The sequence below is a fragment of the Streptomyces sp. NPDC059866 genome (assembly GCF_042731325.1).
GTDB classification, from domain to species: Bacteria; Actinomycetota; Actinomycetes; order Streptomycetales; family Streptomycetaceae; genus Streptomyces; species Streptomyces flavusporus.
Genome location: NZ_JBHWJT010000004.1, coordinates 157,187 through 171,391 on the forward strand (window position 1 = coordinate 157,187; position 14,205 = coordinate 171,391).

Annotated in this window: 13 protein-coding genes; 3 read left to right on the forward strand and 10 right to left on the reverse strand. The window is 69.3% G+C overall.

Annotated elements, in window-relative coordinates:
• Window position 1: 1 nt before the first annotated feature.
• Genes ACFV7R_RS07220 through ACFV7R_RS07230 form a run of 3 tightly spaced genes read left to right on the forward strand, consistent with a single transcriptional unit; the run spans window position 2 to window position 1,459 of the window.
• Window positions 2-811, forward strand: a complete 810-nt coding sequence (locus ACFV7R_RS07220) for a GvpL/GvpF family gas vesicle protein (RefSeq protein ID WP_385260862.1) — start codon at window positions 2-4, stop codon at window positions 809-811.
• Window positions 808-1,065 carry a gas vesicle protein gene (locus ACFV7R_RS07225; protein ID WP_385260864.1) on the forward strand — a complete coding sequence of 86 codons (258 nt, stop codon included), beginning with the start codon at window positions 808-810 and terminating at the stop codon, window positions 1,063-1,065. The genes ACFV7R_RS07220 and ACFV7R_RS07225 overlap by 4 nt, the downstream gene beginning before the upstream one ends.
• Window positions 1,049-1,459: a gas vesicle protein K gene (locus ACFV7R_RS07230; RefSeq protein ID WP_385260866.1), complete on the forward strand. Its 411-nt coding sequence runs from the start codon at window positions 1,049-1,051 to the stop codon at window positions 1,457-1,459. The genes ACFV7R_RS07225 and ACFV7R_RS07230 overlap by 17 nt, the downstream gene beginning before the upstream one ends.
• Before the next feature lies 1 nt (window position 1,460).
• On the opposite strand, the gene ACFV7R_RS07235 is transcribed toward ACFV7R_RS07230, so the two are convergent.
• From ACFV7R_RS07235 to ACFV7R_RS07280, 10 genes are all read right to left on the reverse strand, one after another.
• A complete protein-coding gene (locus ACFV7R_RS07235) occupies window positions 1,461-3,407 on the reverse strand; it encodes a TIGR03960 family B12-binding radical SAM protein (RefSeq protein ID WP_385260868.1) in 1,947 nt (648 codons plus the stop codon).
• A 70-nt stretch (window positions 3,408-3,477) separates the two neighbouring features.
• The gene (locus ACFV7R_RS07240; RefSeq protein WP_385260871.1) at window positions 3,478-4,980 is read right to left on the reverse strand and encodes a CHAD domain-containing protein; all 1,503 of its coding nucleotides are present in this window, start codon (window positions 4,978-4,980) and stop codon (window positions 3,478-3,480) included.
• A 66-nt stretch (window positions 4,981-5,046) separates the two neighbouring features.
• On the reverse strand, window positions 5,047-6,246 hold the full coding sequence (rodA, locus tag ACFV7R_RS07245; RefSeq protein WP_385260873.1) for a rod shape-determining protein RodA: 1,200 nt from the start codon (window positions 6,244-6,246) through the stop codon (window positions 5,047-5,049).
• Entirely contained in the window at window positions 6,243-8,498 is a 2,256-nt protein-coding gene (mrdA, locus tag ACFV7R_RS07250) for a penicillin-binding protein 2 (protein WP_385260876.1), read from the reverse strand. Before mrdA ends, rodA begins: the two co-directional genes overlap by 4 nt.
• Before the next feature lie 138 nt (window positions 8,499-8,636).
• On the reverse strand, window positions 8,637-9,314 hold the full coding sequence (gene mreD / locus ACFV7R_RS07255) for a rod shape-determining protein MreD (protein ID WP_385260879.1): 678 nt from the start codon (window positions 9,312-9,314) through the stop codon (window positions 8,637-8,639).
• A 14-nt stretch (window positions 9,315-9,328) separates the two neighbouring features.
• Complete coding sequence (gene mreC, locus ACFV7R_RS07260; protein ID WP_385260881.1) at window positions 9,329-10,291, reverse strand: rod shape-determining protein MreC; 963 nt, start codon at window positions 10,289-10,291, stop codon at window positions 9,329-9,331.
• Window positions 10,292-10,455: 164 nt separating this feature from the next.
• Entirely contained in the window at window positions 10,456-11,475 is a 1,020-nt protein-coding gene (locus ACFV7R_RS07265; RefSeq protein ID WP_129802332.1) for a rod shape-determining protein, read from the reverse strand.
• Window positions 11,476-11,799: 324 nt separating this feature from the next.
• The gene (ndk, locus tag ACFV7R_RS07270) at window positions 11,800-12,213 is read right to left on the reverse strand and encodes a nucleoside-diphosphate kinase (protein WP_129802331.1); all 414 of its coding nucleotides are present in this window, start codon (window positions 12,211-12,213) and stop codon (window positions 11,800-11,802) included.
• 69 nt (window positions 12,214-12,282) lie between these two features.
• Window positions 12,283-12,636 (reverse strand): DUF4233 domain-containing protein, encoded by a 354-nt coding sequence (locus ACFV7R_RS07275; protein WP_385260884.1) that lies wholly within the window; start codon window positions 12,634-12,636, stop codon window positions 12,283-12,285.
• Window positions 12,637-12,641: 5 nt separating this feature from the next.
• On the reverse strand, window positions 12,642-14,162 hold the full coding sequence (locus ACFV7R_RS07280) for a bifunctional folylpolyglutamate synthase/dihydrofolate synthase (RefSeq protein ID WP_385260887.1): 1,521 nt from the start codon (window positions 14,160-14,162) through the stop codon (window positions 12,642-12,644).
• Window positions 14,163-14,205: the final 43 nt, after the last annotated feature.

Below are 14,205 nucleotides of genomic sequence, written 5' to 3' on the forward strand. Positions count from 1 at the left end.
CATGGACGACCAGCTCAGCTACGCGTACGCCGTCGTACGGCCCGTCGCCGCCCTGGAGCGGGACGCACTCCCCGGCATGCGCGGGGTCGCGGACGCGCCCGTCACGCTGGTCCATCACGGCGACGTGGCGGCAGCGGTCAGCCCGGTCCCACCGGCCGACTTCTCCGAGGCCGCCCTCAAGACTCACCTGGAGGACCTGGACTGGCTGGAGACCGTGGCCCGGGCCCACCACCACGTCGTCGAAACCCTGGGCGCTCACACCACGGTGCTCCCGCTCCGCCTGGCGACGGTGTACCTCGACGACGCCCGGGTCCGCGACATGCTCGGCGAACAGGAGAAGACCTTCACCGCGCTGCTGGACCGGCTCGCCGACCATGTCGAGTGGGGCGTGAAGGTCTACGCCGACGCCTCCCCTGCAGCCGCTCGGCCGCAGGCGGCCACCCCCGCCGACGAACCCGACCCCGGCCGCGCCTACCTGCGGCAACGCCGACACCAACAGCACGCGCGTGAGGACGCCTGGTCGTCCGCCGCCGAGGCCGTCCGCCGCATCGAGGACCAGGTCTGGAACCTCGCCGTGGCACACGCCCGGCACCGGCCCCAGGAGGGCAGGCTGGCCGGCACAACCGGGGAGAACGTCGCCAACGACGCCTATCTCGTACCTCGCCGTCTCGCCGAGGAGTTCCGCGACCGGGTCCTGCAGGCCGCCGAGGAATTCCCGGGCGTACGGGTGGAGGTCACCGGCCCGTGGGTGCCGTACTCGTTCGCCCAGGCGCCGGAACCCCAGCCCCCGGAAGGAGCGCAACAGCGGTGACCGCGTACGAGGATCCCCCGCTCGCCCAGCGCCAGGTCGCCCTGATCGACCTGCTCGACCGGCTGCTGAGCGGCGGCGCGGTGCTCACCGGCGACATCGTCCTGTCCATCGCGGACATCGACCTGGTCAGGATCTCGCTGCGCGCGGTGATCGTCGGCGTGCACGAGCAGCAGTGGGAGGCCCTCGTTCCAGAAGCGCCCCTCCCCGGAACGACCCTCGTCGGAGGCGACGACCGGCATGACGAACCCCGCTGACCGCCCGCACGCCGACCGCCTGGAGGAAGTAGCCGACGCCGCACAGCGCGCCTTCGCACTCCTTCCCGCCCGACCGGACGAGGTGCCGCCCCTCGGCAACCAGGACCACCGATCGTCGGTCGCCCGCCGCCTCCGCACCGATCCGGAGACGGTGGAACGCGACCTGGTCAAGCTCGTCCTCACCATCGTCGAACTGATCCGCCAGCTCATGGAACGCCAGGCCCTGCACCGTGTCGACCAGGGCGGCCTCACCGAGGAGCAGGAGGAACGGCTGGGCCTGACCCTGATGATCCTCCACGACCGCATGACGGAACTCTGCCGCCGCTACGACCTCACGATGGACGACCTCAACCTCGACCTGGGCCCACTCGGCCCGCTCCTGCCGCCGCCCTGACCTACCGCCCCGACATGGTCGGCCCGTTGACCACACTCAACGGCAGCAGCTTCTTGCCCGTCGGGCCGATCTGGATGCTCGTGTCCATCTGCGGACACACCCCACAGTCGAAGCAGGGCGTCCACCGGCAGTCCTCGACCTCTGTCTCGTCGAGGGCGTCCTGCCAGTCCTCCCACAGCCAGTCCTTGTCCAGCCCCGAATCCAGGTGGTCCCAGGGCAGGACCTCCTCGTAGGTGCGCTCGCGCGTGGTGTACCAGTCGACGTCGACGCCGAAGGGGGCCAGCGCCTTCTCCGCGCAGTTCATCCAGCGGTCGTAGGAGAAGTGCTCGCGCCAGCCGTCGAAGCGGCCGCCGTCGTCGTAGACGGCACGGATGATCGCGCCCACCCGCCGGTCACCCCGCGACAGCAGGCCCTCGATGATGCCGGGCTTGCCGTCGTGGTAGCGGAAGCCGATGGAGCGGCCGTACTTCTTGTCGCCGCGGATCTTGTCGCGGAGCTTCTCCAGGCGGGCGTCGGTCTCCTCCGCGGACAGCTGCGGCGCCCACTGGAACGGAGTGTGCGGCTTCGGGACGAAGCCGCCGATCGACACCGTGCAGCGGATGTCGTTCGAGCGGGAGACCTCGCGGCCCTTCGCGATCACCTTCGTCGCCATGTCGGCGATCTGCAGCACGTCCTCGTCGGTCTCCGTCGGCAGGCCGCACATGAAGTACAGCTTCACCTGGCGCCAGCCGTTGCCGTACGCCGTGGCGACGGTCCGGATGAGGTCCTCTTCCGAGACCATCTTGTTGATGACCTTGCGGATGCGTTCCGAGCCGCCCTCCGGCGCGAAGGTCAGACCGGAGCGGCGGCCGTTGCGCGTCAGCTCGTTCGCCAGGTCGATGTTGAAGGCGTCCACGCGGGTCGACGGGAGGGACAGACCGATCTTGTCCTCCTCGTAGCGGTCGGCGAGGCCCTTGGCGATGTCGCCGATCTCGCTGTGGTCCGCGGAGGACAGCGACAGCAGGCCGACCTCCTCGAAGCCGGTCGCCTTCAGGCCCTTGTCGACCATCTCGCCGATGCCGGTGATGGAGCGCTCGCGCACCGGGCGGGTGATCATGCCGGCCTGGCAGAAGCGGCAGCCGCGGGTGCAGCCGCGGAAGATCTCGACCGACATGCGCTCGTGGACCGTCTCGGCCAGGGGGACGAGGGGCTGCTTCGGGTACGGCCACTCGTCCAGGTCCATCACCGTGTGCTTGGACACGCGCCACGGCACACCCGACTTGTTCGGTACGACGCGGGCGATCCGGCCGTCGGGGAGGTACTCGACGTCGTAGAAGCCGGGAACGTACACCCCGCCGGTCTTCGCCAGCCGGAACAGCAGCTCCTCGCGGCCGCCGGGGCGGCCCTCGGCCTTCCAGGCGCGGACGAGCTCGGTGACCTCCAGGACGGCCTGCTCGCCGTCGCCGATGACCGCGCAGTCGATGAAGTCGGCGATCGGCTCGGGGTTGAAGGCCGCGTGGCCGCCGGCCATGACGATCGGGTCGTCGACGGTGCGGTCCTTCGCCTCCAGCGGGATGCCGGCGAGGTCCAGGGCGGTGAGCATGTTGGTGTAGCCCAGCTCCGTGGAGAAGCTGATGCCGAACACGTCGAAGGACTTCACCGGCCGGTGGCTGTCCACGGTGAACTGCGGGACGCCGTGCTCACGCATCAGCGCCTCGAGGTCCGGCCACACGCTGTAGGTCCGCTCGGCGAGGACGCCCTCGCGTTCGTTGAGGACCTCGTAAAGGATCATGACGCCCTGGTTGGGCAGGCCGACCTCGTACGCGTCCGGGTACATGAGCGCCCAGCGGACATCACAGGCGTCCCAGTCCTTGACGGTGGAGTTGAGCTCTCCACCGACGTACTGGATCGGCTTCTGCACATGCGGGAGCAGGGCTTCGAGCTGCGGGAAAACCGACTCGACAGACATCGTGGGACTTTCGTGAGCTGACAGGGGTGACCATCAAGCGTAACGCGGCCGGACCCCTCGCCCGTACGCCTCAGACCCCCGCCCCGCCCTTCATCCGCTCCCACGCTCCCGGCAGCTCCTCCTCCACCGCGGTGGCCCGCTGCTCCTCCCTGCCGTACAGCACGCCGTACGTGAAGGAGCTCTCCCCGGCGGCGTGTGCCTGGTCGGCCAGCTCCTTCAGGGCCTCCCGGCTCATCACGCTGTCCTGGTGCTCCCCGAGCAGGCCCTGCAGCTCCTTCATGGAGGAGACCAGCAGGGACGCCGGCTTGCCGAGTGCGGGGGCCGCCGCCTCCGCCGCGTACCGGGCCCGCTTGGTCTTCTTGCGGGCCTCGTGCAGCGCCAGGTCGCGATCGTGCCCGGGAGGTGTGGCGAGGCCCTCCTCGACCAGCGCGGACACTGCGTCGAAGGCCTCGTGCACGGCGTCGGCGACCACCTTCGACGGCTTTCCGGCCGCCCCCTTGCGCAGCGGTGGGTCGGTGATCAGGGCGTCCAGCGAGGCCAGCAGCGCCAGATATCGCGGGCCGTCGAGGACATCGATGATCTGCCGCCGGGAGTCTCCGCTCCGGGACTGTGACCAGGTGTGCAGCCGGTTGCGCACCGGCGCGGTGATCAGGACGGGCGGCAGTTCCTCGACGATGGCGGTGAGGCGTTCGGCGAGCACCTCCTGGTCACGGCCGGCGCCCAGTTCGCCCGCGAGCCATTTCAGTTCCTCGCCGATGGGGTCGGTGACGGCACGGTCGAGTACTTTCCGGTACGTCCTGAAGGTGCTGCGCATCCGCCGGGTGGCGACCCGCATGCGGTGCACCGAGTCCTCCACGTCCCGGCGTACGGCCGGATCGAGCTCGATGACGGCGTCCCGCTGGGCCCGCAGGTACGCCAGGACATGGTCACCGGAGGTGACGGGCTCGGCGCGGTCCGCTGTCCGGCGCTTCTTCTTCCCGCCGGTCTCCTCCAGGGCCCGGGCCAGCTTCGACGCCGACCGGGAGGGCCGCACGCCGGCCTTGCGGAGCCGCTTGTCGACCTTGTCGAGGAACGCCGGGTCACGGCCGTCGGCCAGCTCGACCTCGATCTCGGTCCACTCGGCCGCGCCGCCGCGTGCGGTGAGCCGTTCGGCTCGTACGGCGTCCACGCTGACCTCGGCGAGCAGTTTTCCGTCGGCGTCCACGAGATGGCGTATGTCCCGGGCCGACCGCAACCGCACCAGCGGCTCCAGCTCTGCGTCGCGTAGCCGGGAGCGGACGAGCCCGGCCAGGGCGGAGGGCACCTGGTCGGAGAGCGGCGCCTGGATCTCGTCCCGTACCCCGGCCGCGACGGGGAACTTCAGATGCCAGCCGGCGTCCGAGCCGCCGGTGCGGCGGCGCAGGGTGATCGAGGACGCGGCCAGGCGCTGGTCGGCGGTGTCGTAGTAGGTGGCGTCGAGTTCGGCGAGGCCCTTGTCGATGACGGCCGCCACCCCGGCGACACCGGTCAGGTCGGGCAGCCCGCTGTCGTCGGACTCGTACTTGCGCTCGATCTCACGCTTCGTATCCGCCATGACCTGACTCTAGTGGCCGTCAGGGTCTGACGGCAGGGCAAGCCCTGGGTTAATACGGGAGAAACGTCACGCGGACAGCGGGCGTTGCACGCGGATCGACTGCAGCAGTCCGACCGCCACCCACACCGCGAACATCGACGAACCGCCGTACGACACGAACGGCAGGGGCAGACCGGTGACCGGCATGATGCCGAGCGTCATGCCGATGTTCTCGAAGGACTGGAAGGCGAACCAGGCCACGATCCCGGCGGCGACGGTGGTGCCGTACAACTCGGTGGAGTCGAGGGCGATCCGGCATGCCCGCCACAGCACCACGCCGAGCAGCAGGATGATGAGCCCGCCGCCGAGGAAGCCCAGTTCCTCGCCCGCGACCGTGAAGACGAAGTCGGTCTGCTGTTCCGGCACGAACTGTCCGGTCGTCTGCGAGCCCTGGAACAGGCCCGAGCCGGTCAGCCCGCCCGAACCGATCGCGATGCGCGCCTGGTTGGTGTTGTAGCCGACGCCCGCGGGGTCGAGGTCCGGGTTGGCGAAGGCCGCGAAGCGGTTGATCTGGTAGTCGTCGAGGATGTGCAGCTGCCAGACGGCGATCGCACCGATCGTGCCCGCGCCCAGCAGCCCGAACACCCACCGGTTGGACGCGCCGGAGGCGAGCAGGACACCCAGCACGATCACGGCCATGACCATGACCGACCCGAGGTCGGGCATCAGCATCACGATCAGCATCGGCACGGTGGCCAGGCCCAGTGCCTGGACGACCGTGCGGTGGTCGGGGTGTTGCCGGTCGCCCGCGTCCACCCGGGCCGCCAGCAGCATCGCCATGCCGAGGATGATCGTGACCTTCACGAACTCCGACGGCTGGAGCGAGAAGCCGCCGCCGATCTGGATCCACGAGTGGGCGCCGTTGACCGTGGTGCCCAGCGGAGTGAGCACCAGCAGCACCAGGAAGACCGACGCCCCGTACAGGATCGGCACTGCGGTGCGCAGCGTGCGGTGGCCGAGCCAGACCGTGCCGATCATCAGCGCGAAGCCGATGCCGGTGTTCAGCAGGTGCCGGATCAGGAAGTAGTACGGGTCGCCCTGGTTGATCTCGGTGCGGTTGCGGGTCGCCGAGTACACCAGGACCGAGCCGACCAGCGACAGCGCGATCGCGGCCAGCAGTATCGGCCAGTCGAGCCGCCGGGCCAGCGAGTCACGGGCGAACAGCCGTGTCCAGCCGGCCCGTTCGGGCCCGTACCCGGAGACCTGGAAGCTGTTCGCGCCCGTCATGTGAGCATCCTCCGGCGTCCCCTGCGGCCCTGCCGCCTGCGCGTGTCGCGATTGCCCGTGGTCGGCGTCTGCACGGTCGCCGCTGTCTCCACCTGCCCGTCGGTGTCCTCGGGCGCCTTCTGGCTGGCCTGCTGTTCCTTCGCCGGGTCCTTGGAGATCTTCGGCGCGGTGATCGAGCCGTCGGTGCGGATCTTCGGCAGGCTCTTCTGCGGGGTGGGCAGCAGGGCGTTCTTCTTGTTGATGGTGCCGTCGTCGGAGACGCCGTACAGCGCGTCGTAGATGTTGCGCACGGCCGGGCCGGAGGCGCCGGAACCCGTACCACCCTGGGAGATGGTCATGACGATCGAGTAGTCGTCGGTGTACGTGGCGAACCACGAGGTCGTCTGCTTGCCGTAGACCTCGGCGGTACCGGTCTTGGCGTGCATCGGGATCTTGTCCTGGGGCCAGCCGACATCCGCGAACCGCCACGCGGCCGTACCGCGGGTGGCGACGCCCTCGAGGGCCTTGTCCATCTGCGCCAGTGCCTGCCGGCTGACCGGCAGCTTGCCGTGCGACTCGGGTGCGATCTCCGAGACCTGCTTGCCGTCGGCGCTGACGATGGCCTTGCCGACGGTCGGGTCGTACAGGGTGCCGCCGTTGGCGATGGCCGCGTAGATCGTGGCCATCTGAATCGGTGTCACCAGGGTGTCACCCTGGCCGATCGAGTAGTTGATCTCGTCACCGGCGCGCATCTTGTTGCCCTCGAGGCAGTTCTCGTAGGCGATCTGCTCGACGTAGTCGCCGTCCTTCTTGCCCGTCTTGCACCAGGCGTCCTTGTTGGCCTCCCAGTACTGCTGCTTCCACTGGCGGTCGGGGACCCGGCCGGTGACCTCGTTGGGCAGGTCGATGCCGGTCTCCTTGCCGAGGCCGAACTGGTGGGCGGCCTTGTAGAACCAGTCCTTCGGCTTGCCCTTGGGGTTGATGCCGCCGTCCTTCTTCCACTCGTTGTGCGCGAGCTGGTAGTAGACGGTGTCGCAGGAGACCTCGAGGGCGCGGCCGAGGTCGATCGGGCCGTGGTTCTGGGACTCGAAGTTCTTGAAGACCTGGCCACCGACCGAGTACGAGCTGGAGCAGTTGTAACGGCCGTCGAAGGCGTAGCCGGCCTGGACTGCGGCCGCCGTGGAGACCACCTTGAAGATCGAGCCGGGTGCGGCCTGACCCTGTATGGCCCGGTTGAGCAGCGGGTAGTTGGACTTCTTCCCGGTGAGGGCCGCGTAGTCCTTGGCGGAGATGCCGCCGACCCAGGCGTTGGGGTCGTACGTCGGGTTGGAGGCCATGGCGACGACCCGGCCGGTCTTCGCCTCCATCACCACGACCGCGCCGGAGTCGGCCTTGTAGCGCTCGTTGGTGTTGCGGTCCCACTCCTTGCGGGCGGCCTTCATCGCCTCGTTCAACTCGTACTCGGCGACCCGCTGCACGCGTGCGTCGATGCTGGTGACCAGGTTGGAGCCGGGCTCGGCGGCGTCGGACTCGGCCTGCCCGATGACCCGGCCGAGGTTGTCGACCTCGTAGCGGGTGACGCCGGCCTTGCCGCGCAACTCCTTGTCGTACTGCCGCTCCAGGCCGGACCGGCCGACCTGGTCGGAGCGCAGATACGGCGATTCGCTGTCCTTGGCCTGCTGGAGCTCGTCGTCGGTGACCGGGGAGAGGTAGCCGAGGACCTGGGCGGTGTTGGCCTCGCCGGGGCTCGCGTAGCGGCGTACGGCCTGCGGTTCGGCGGTGATGCCGGGGAAGTCCTCGGCGCGTTCACGGATCTGCAGGGCCTGGCGCGGGGTGGCCTCGTCGGTGATGGGGATCGGCTGGTACGGCGAGCCGTTCCAGCACGGCTGCGGCGTCTGCGCGTCGCACAGCCGCACCTTCTCCATGACCTCCTTGGGCTGCATGCCCAGCACACCGGCCAGCTTGGTGAGGACGCCCTGGCCGTCGTCCTTCATCTTCAGCAGTTCGGTACGGGAGGCGGAGACCACGAGCCGGGTCTCGTTGTCGGCGAGCGGCACGCCGCGCGCGTCCAGGATCGAGCCGCGTACGGCGGGCTGGACGACCTGCTGGACGTGGTTGCCGGACGCCTCCTTGGCGTAGGCCTCGCCCTCGCGGATCTGGAGGTACCACAGGCGGCCGCCGAGCGTGACGAGGAGAGAGAGGACGAGGACCTGGATGACGATGAGCCGGGTCTGGACCCGTGGGGTCCGGCCGGTCTCCGGAATATTCGTCATGGGCGAAGCCCATTCCTTGGAAGGGTGGTGGTGGGAGACGGGTGGGCGTTGGTCACTGCGGCTGCTCCCCCTCTCCATGCGTGTACGAGTGATATACGACGAAGCCGTGAGCCCCGGCGGTCGCCGACTCCCGTGCGTTCACAGCCGCTTGACCCCCTTGATGCGCCCGGCCCGGCCCACCCGTGACCGGGCCGCCTTCACCTTCAGCCCACCGAGTCCGCCGCGTTGGCTGCCGATACGCAGGCCGGTGCCGGAGGAGAGCCAGCCGGAGGAGATGTCGGTCGCCTTGGACGCCGAGCCGGACTCCAGCGGGTCGTTCTCGGCGCGCCGGGCCAGCGCCATGATGCCGGGGACGACGAACGGGGCGAGCAGCAGGTCGTACAGGGCGGCCGTGAACAGCAGGCCGGTCAGGCCGACATGGCGGGCGGCGGTGTCGCCGACGAGGGCGCCCACCCCGGCGTACAGCAGCGTGCTGCCGATCGCGGCGGCGACCACGACCGCCATGGGTGCGGTGGCCGACTTCACCTGGCCGCTCTCCGGCTTCACCAGGCCGGCCAGATAGCCGATGACGCACAGCACCAGCGCATAGCGGCCGGCGGCATGGTCGGCGGGCGGGGCCAGATCGGCGAGGAGCCCGGCGCCGAAGCCGATGAGGGCGCCGCCGACATGGCCGTAGACCAGGGCGAGACCCAGCACGGTGAGCAGCATCAGGTCGGGGACGGCGCCCGGCAGATGGAGACGGGCGAGGACGCTCACCTGGAGCACCAGGGCGACGACGACCAGGGTGGAGGAGAGCAGGATCCTGTTGAAGCGCATGAGTTCAGCTCCCCCTACTGGTCTTGCTCTTGCTGGGACTGCCCGTCGGTGGGCTCCTCGGAGCCTTCCGCGCCCGGCGTCACGGTCACCGTCACGGTGGGCGTCGGCGTGGGCCTGGGCTTGGCCGGGAGCACCGTGTCGCGCGGGTCCTTCTGGGGTGCCTGGACGACGACGCCGACGACGTCGAGCTTGGTGAAGTTGACGTACGGCGTGACATACAGGGTGCGGGTCAGGTCGCCGCCGGAGGGGTCGACGCGGGAGACGACGCCCACGGGCACCCCGGGCACGAACGGCTTGTCGGCCTGCGAGCCGAAGGTGACCAGCCGGTCACCCTTCTTGATCCGGGCCTTGCCGTTGAGGAGTTCGACGCGCAGCGGGCGGTCGCCCTGCCCGGAGGCGAAGCCGAGCTCGTCGTTGCCCTCCATCCGCGTGCCGACGGTGAAGTCGGGGTCGCTGGCGAGCAGGACGGTCGCGGTGTTCGGGCCGACGGTGGTGACCCGGCCGACCAGGCCGTCGCCGTTGAGGACGGTCATGTCGCGCTGGATGCCGTCGTTCGCGCCGACGTCGATGGTGATGGTCCAGGAGAAGCCCTGCGCGGCTCCTATGGCGATGACTTCGGCGCCCTTGATGCCGTACTGGCCGGCGCCCGCGACCTTCAGCATCTTGTCGAGCTGTTGCAGCCGGCTGCGATTGCGGTCGTCGCTGCCGAGTCTGGCCTTGAGGGCCGCGTTCTCCCGCTCCAACTCGGCGAGCCGGTCGTGCCGCTCGCCGGAGTCACGGATCGCGGCGATCGCGTTGCCCACCGGGTCGACCGCGGAGGACACCCCGTTCTCGATCGGGCCGAAGACCGTGGCCGCGGCCTGTCGGGCACCGTCGACCGGAGAGTCCTCCCCGCCGCGGATGTCCACCGTGATCAGTGCGAACGCAATGGCGATCAGCAGCACCAGGAGCAGCCGGCTCTCTCGTGTGTCCCTCACGTGCGGCGGCCGTGCCCTTCCTCATAGGAATCCGGGAAATCGGGTGAGCCCGAAGGGAATCCCCAGGGAAACCCGCGGGCTGTTTTGTGGCAGCTTATGCCTCGATATCAACGATCCGCCGTACGAGAGGGAATCACCTCGTACGGCGGAGTCGAAGAGTTACGTCATCTGCGCGGCTGGGCGTCCAGGACCTGCTGGAGCGCCTCGAACTCCTCGACGCACTTGCCGGAACCGAGCGCCACGCTGTCCAGCGGGTCCTCGGCGATGTGGATCGGCATACCGGTCTCGTGGCGCAACCGCTCGTCCAGGCCGCGCAGCAGGGCACCCCCGCCGGTCAGCACGATTCCGCGGTCCATGATGTCGCCGGACAGCTCCGGCGGACACTTGTCGAGCGTCGTCTTCACCGCGTCCACGATCGCGTTGACGGGCTCCTCGATCGCCTTGCGTACTTCGGCGGCCGAGATGACGACGGTCTTGGGCAGTCCGGAGACGAGGTCCCGGCCGCGGATTTCGGTGTGCTCGTCGGAGTCGAGTTCGTACGCCGAACCGATCGTGATCTTGATCTGCTCGGCCGTGCGCTCACCCAGCAGGAGCGAGTACTCCTTCTTGATGTGCTGGATGATCGCGTTGTCCAGCTCGTCGCCCGCAACGCGGATGGACTGGGCGGTGACGATGCCGCCGAGGGAGATGACCGCGACCTCCGTGGTGCCGCCGCCGATGTCCACCACCATGTTGCCCGTGGCCTCGTGGACCGGCAGGCCGGAGCCGATGGCGGCGGCCATGGGCTCCTCGATGATGTGCACCTGGCGGGCGCCGGCCTGGGACGACGCCTCGATGACGGCACGGCGCTCGACGCCCGTGATACCCGAGGGCACACAGACGACGACCCGCGGACGAGCCAGATACCGCCGCTTGTGGATCTTCAGGATGAAGTAGCGGAGCATCCGCTCGGTGATCTCGAAGTCGGCGATCACGCCGTCCTTCAGCGGACGTACGGCAACGATGTTGCCCGGCGTGCGCCCGATCATCTTCTTGGCTTCGGCACCGACCGCGAGGATGCCACCGGTGTTGGTGTTGATCGCGACGACGGACGGCTCGTTGAGTACGATCCCGCGACCCCTGACGTACACCAGCGTGTTGGCGGTCCCGAGGTCGACAGCCATGTCACGGCCGATGAACGACATTGAGTTCCCCATCAGGATTCGTCTGGCCTTCCCACGGAGCTTTTGAGGGCTTTTCAGGTCGGCGAAGTGGGTTGCTGTGACGTGAAGGCTTCTATCGTAGACGCGCCTTCCCGCACTGTGCGCGAGGGTCTTCGCCATTGTCGGCAGATGGCGTGTCGCCTCGCTTGTGGAGACGGGCCATCGGGGGCACTCGTTCCCCCGATCGGCACGTGTATGCCGGGGGACGACCGGGAATACACGGCCGTCCCAGGTCAGGCGTATGGGAAAGGTGACGGCCCCTCAGAAGGACCCTCGGTGAATTCGTTCCGCTTCTACGGCGACCGGTCAGGCGCGACCGGGAAAGAAGATCTTCACCTCGCGTTCGGCGGACTCCTCGGAGTCGGAGGCGTGGATGAGGTTCTCACGGACGATCACGCCGTAGTCACCGCGGATGGAACCGGGCGCCGCGGCGATCGGGTCGGTCGGACCGGCCAGCGCGCGCAGGCCCTCGATGACCCGCTCACCCTCGACGATCATCGCCACGACCGGGCCCGAGGCCATGAACTCCACCAGCGGCTCGTAGAAAGGCTTGCCCTTGTGCTCGCCGTAGTGCTGCTCCAGCGTCTCCTGGTCCAGGGTGCGCAGCTCCAGCGCGGTGATCTGCCAGCCGGCCTTGCGCTCGATACGGCTGATGATCTCGCCGGTCAGGCCGCGACGGACGGCGTCGGGCTTGAGCAGGACGAGGGTCCGCTGGGTCACGACGGGGCTCCTTCTGAGGAAAAGGTGTGCGGGGTGGGGATGAGGCTACAGGGCTGGTCCCGGCGCCTGTTACGCAGCGTCAGCCGAAGAGCCGGCCTGGGCCGCGAATCGTGCTTTGGCCTCGTCGATCTTCCTGCCGTAGTGCACCGACGCCCACCACAGCGCGGCGAACATCGCACCCATGAAGAACATGGTCGGGACGACGAAACCGGAGGCGATCAGACCGATCTGCAGGGCCCAGCCGAGGGCCACGCCGCCCGGCCGGGTGACCAGACCGCACAGCAGCAGACACAGGAACATCGCGATGCCGCTGACCGTCCAGACCGTCGACGTCGACAGGTCGGGGTCCTTCATCGCGACCAACCCGGCGAAGCCGATGACGAAGAACTCGCCGATCAGGGTCGAAGCACAGAGCGTACGCACGAGAGTCAGCCCCTCCCCAGGAGCAGTCGGGCCTCGCCGACGGTGATGACGGAGCCGGTCACGAGCACGCCGCCACCCGCGAACTCGCCCTCCTCCTCGGCCAGGGTGATGGCGGCCTCCAGCGCGTCCGGCAGCCGCGGCTCGACCTGGACCCGCTCCTCGCCGAACACCTCGACGGCGATCGCGGCCAGCTCGTCGGCGTCCATCGCGCGATGGCTGGAGTTCTGTGTGACGACGACCTCGGCGAAGACCGGCTCGAAGGCCTCCAGCAGCCCGCGTGCGTTCTTGTCGCCGCTCGCGCCCACGACCCCGATGAGCCGGCTGAACTGGAAGGCCTCCCCGATCGCCGTGGCGGCCGCGCGGGCCCCCGCCGGATTGTGCGCGGCGTCCAGCACGACGGTCGGCGACCGCCGTACGACCTCCAGCCGCCCCGGCGAGGCGACGGCCGCGAACGCCTTGCGCACCGTGTCGATGTCGAGGGACTCGGCCCGCTGGGCGCCCACCCCGAAGAAGGCCTCGACGGCGGCGAGCGCGACGGCGGCGTTGTGCGCTTGGTGGGCACCGTGCAGCGGCAGATACACCTCGGTGTACTCACCGCCGAGCCCGCGCAGGGTGACGAGCTGTCCGCCGACGGCGACCTGCCGGTCCACCACCCCGAACTCGAGTCCCTCCCGCGCCACGGTCGCATCGACCTCGACGGCCTTCTTCAGCAGCACCTGCGCCGCGTCCACCGGCTGCTGTGCCATGATCACGGTCGAGCCGGGCTTCACGATCCCGGCCTTCTCGGCGGCGATCTCACCGGGCGTGGCACCGAGCCGGTCGGTGTGGTCGAGGTCGATCGGCGTGACGACGGCGACGTCCCCGTCGATCACGTTGGTGGCGTCCCAGGAGCCGCCCATGCCCACTTCGACGACAGCGACATCGACGGGCGCGTCGGCGAAGGCGGCGTACGCCATGCCGGTCAGCACCTCGAAGAAGGACAGCCGGAACTCCTGCTGGGCGTCGACCATCTCGATGTACGGCTTGATGTCGTGGTACGTCTCGATGAACCGCTCGGCGGAGACCGGCGCCCCGTCGAGGCTGATCCGCTCGGTGACGGACTGCACGTGCGGCGACGTGTACCGCCCGGTACGCAGCTCGAAGGCGCCCAGCAGGGCCTCGATCATGCGGGCGGTGGAGGTCTTGCCGTTGGTGCCGGTGATGTGAATGGAGGGGTACGACCGCTGCGGCTCCCCGAGCACATCCATCAGCGCGGAGATCCGCGCGACGGAGGGCTCCAGCTTGGTCTCGCCCCAGCGCGTGGCGAGCTCCGCCTCGACCTCCCGCAGCGCCTTGTCGACCTCGGGATCCTCGGGCCGCCCCGGCACGTCGGCCTGCGGCGGACCGCCCTGCGTCCGCAGGGTCCGGCTGCCGGCCTCGATCACGGCGAGGTCGGGGTCACGCTCGGTCTCGGCGGCGATGATCTCGTCAAACGCCTCAACGGGATCGGGCTGCTCGCTACTGTCATCCGGGGGGAGCTCACTCACAGGGCCAGTCTACGTACGCAGCACACCACACCCAGCTGCGGGC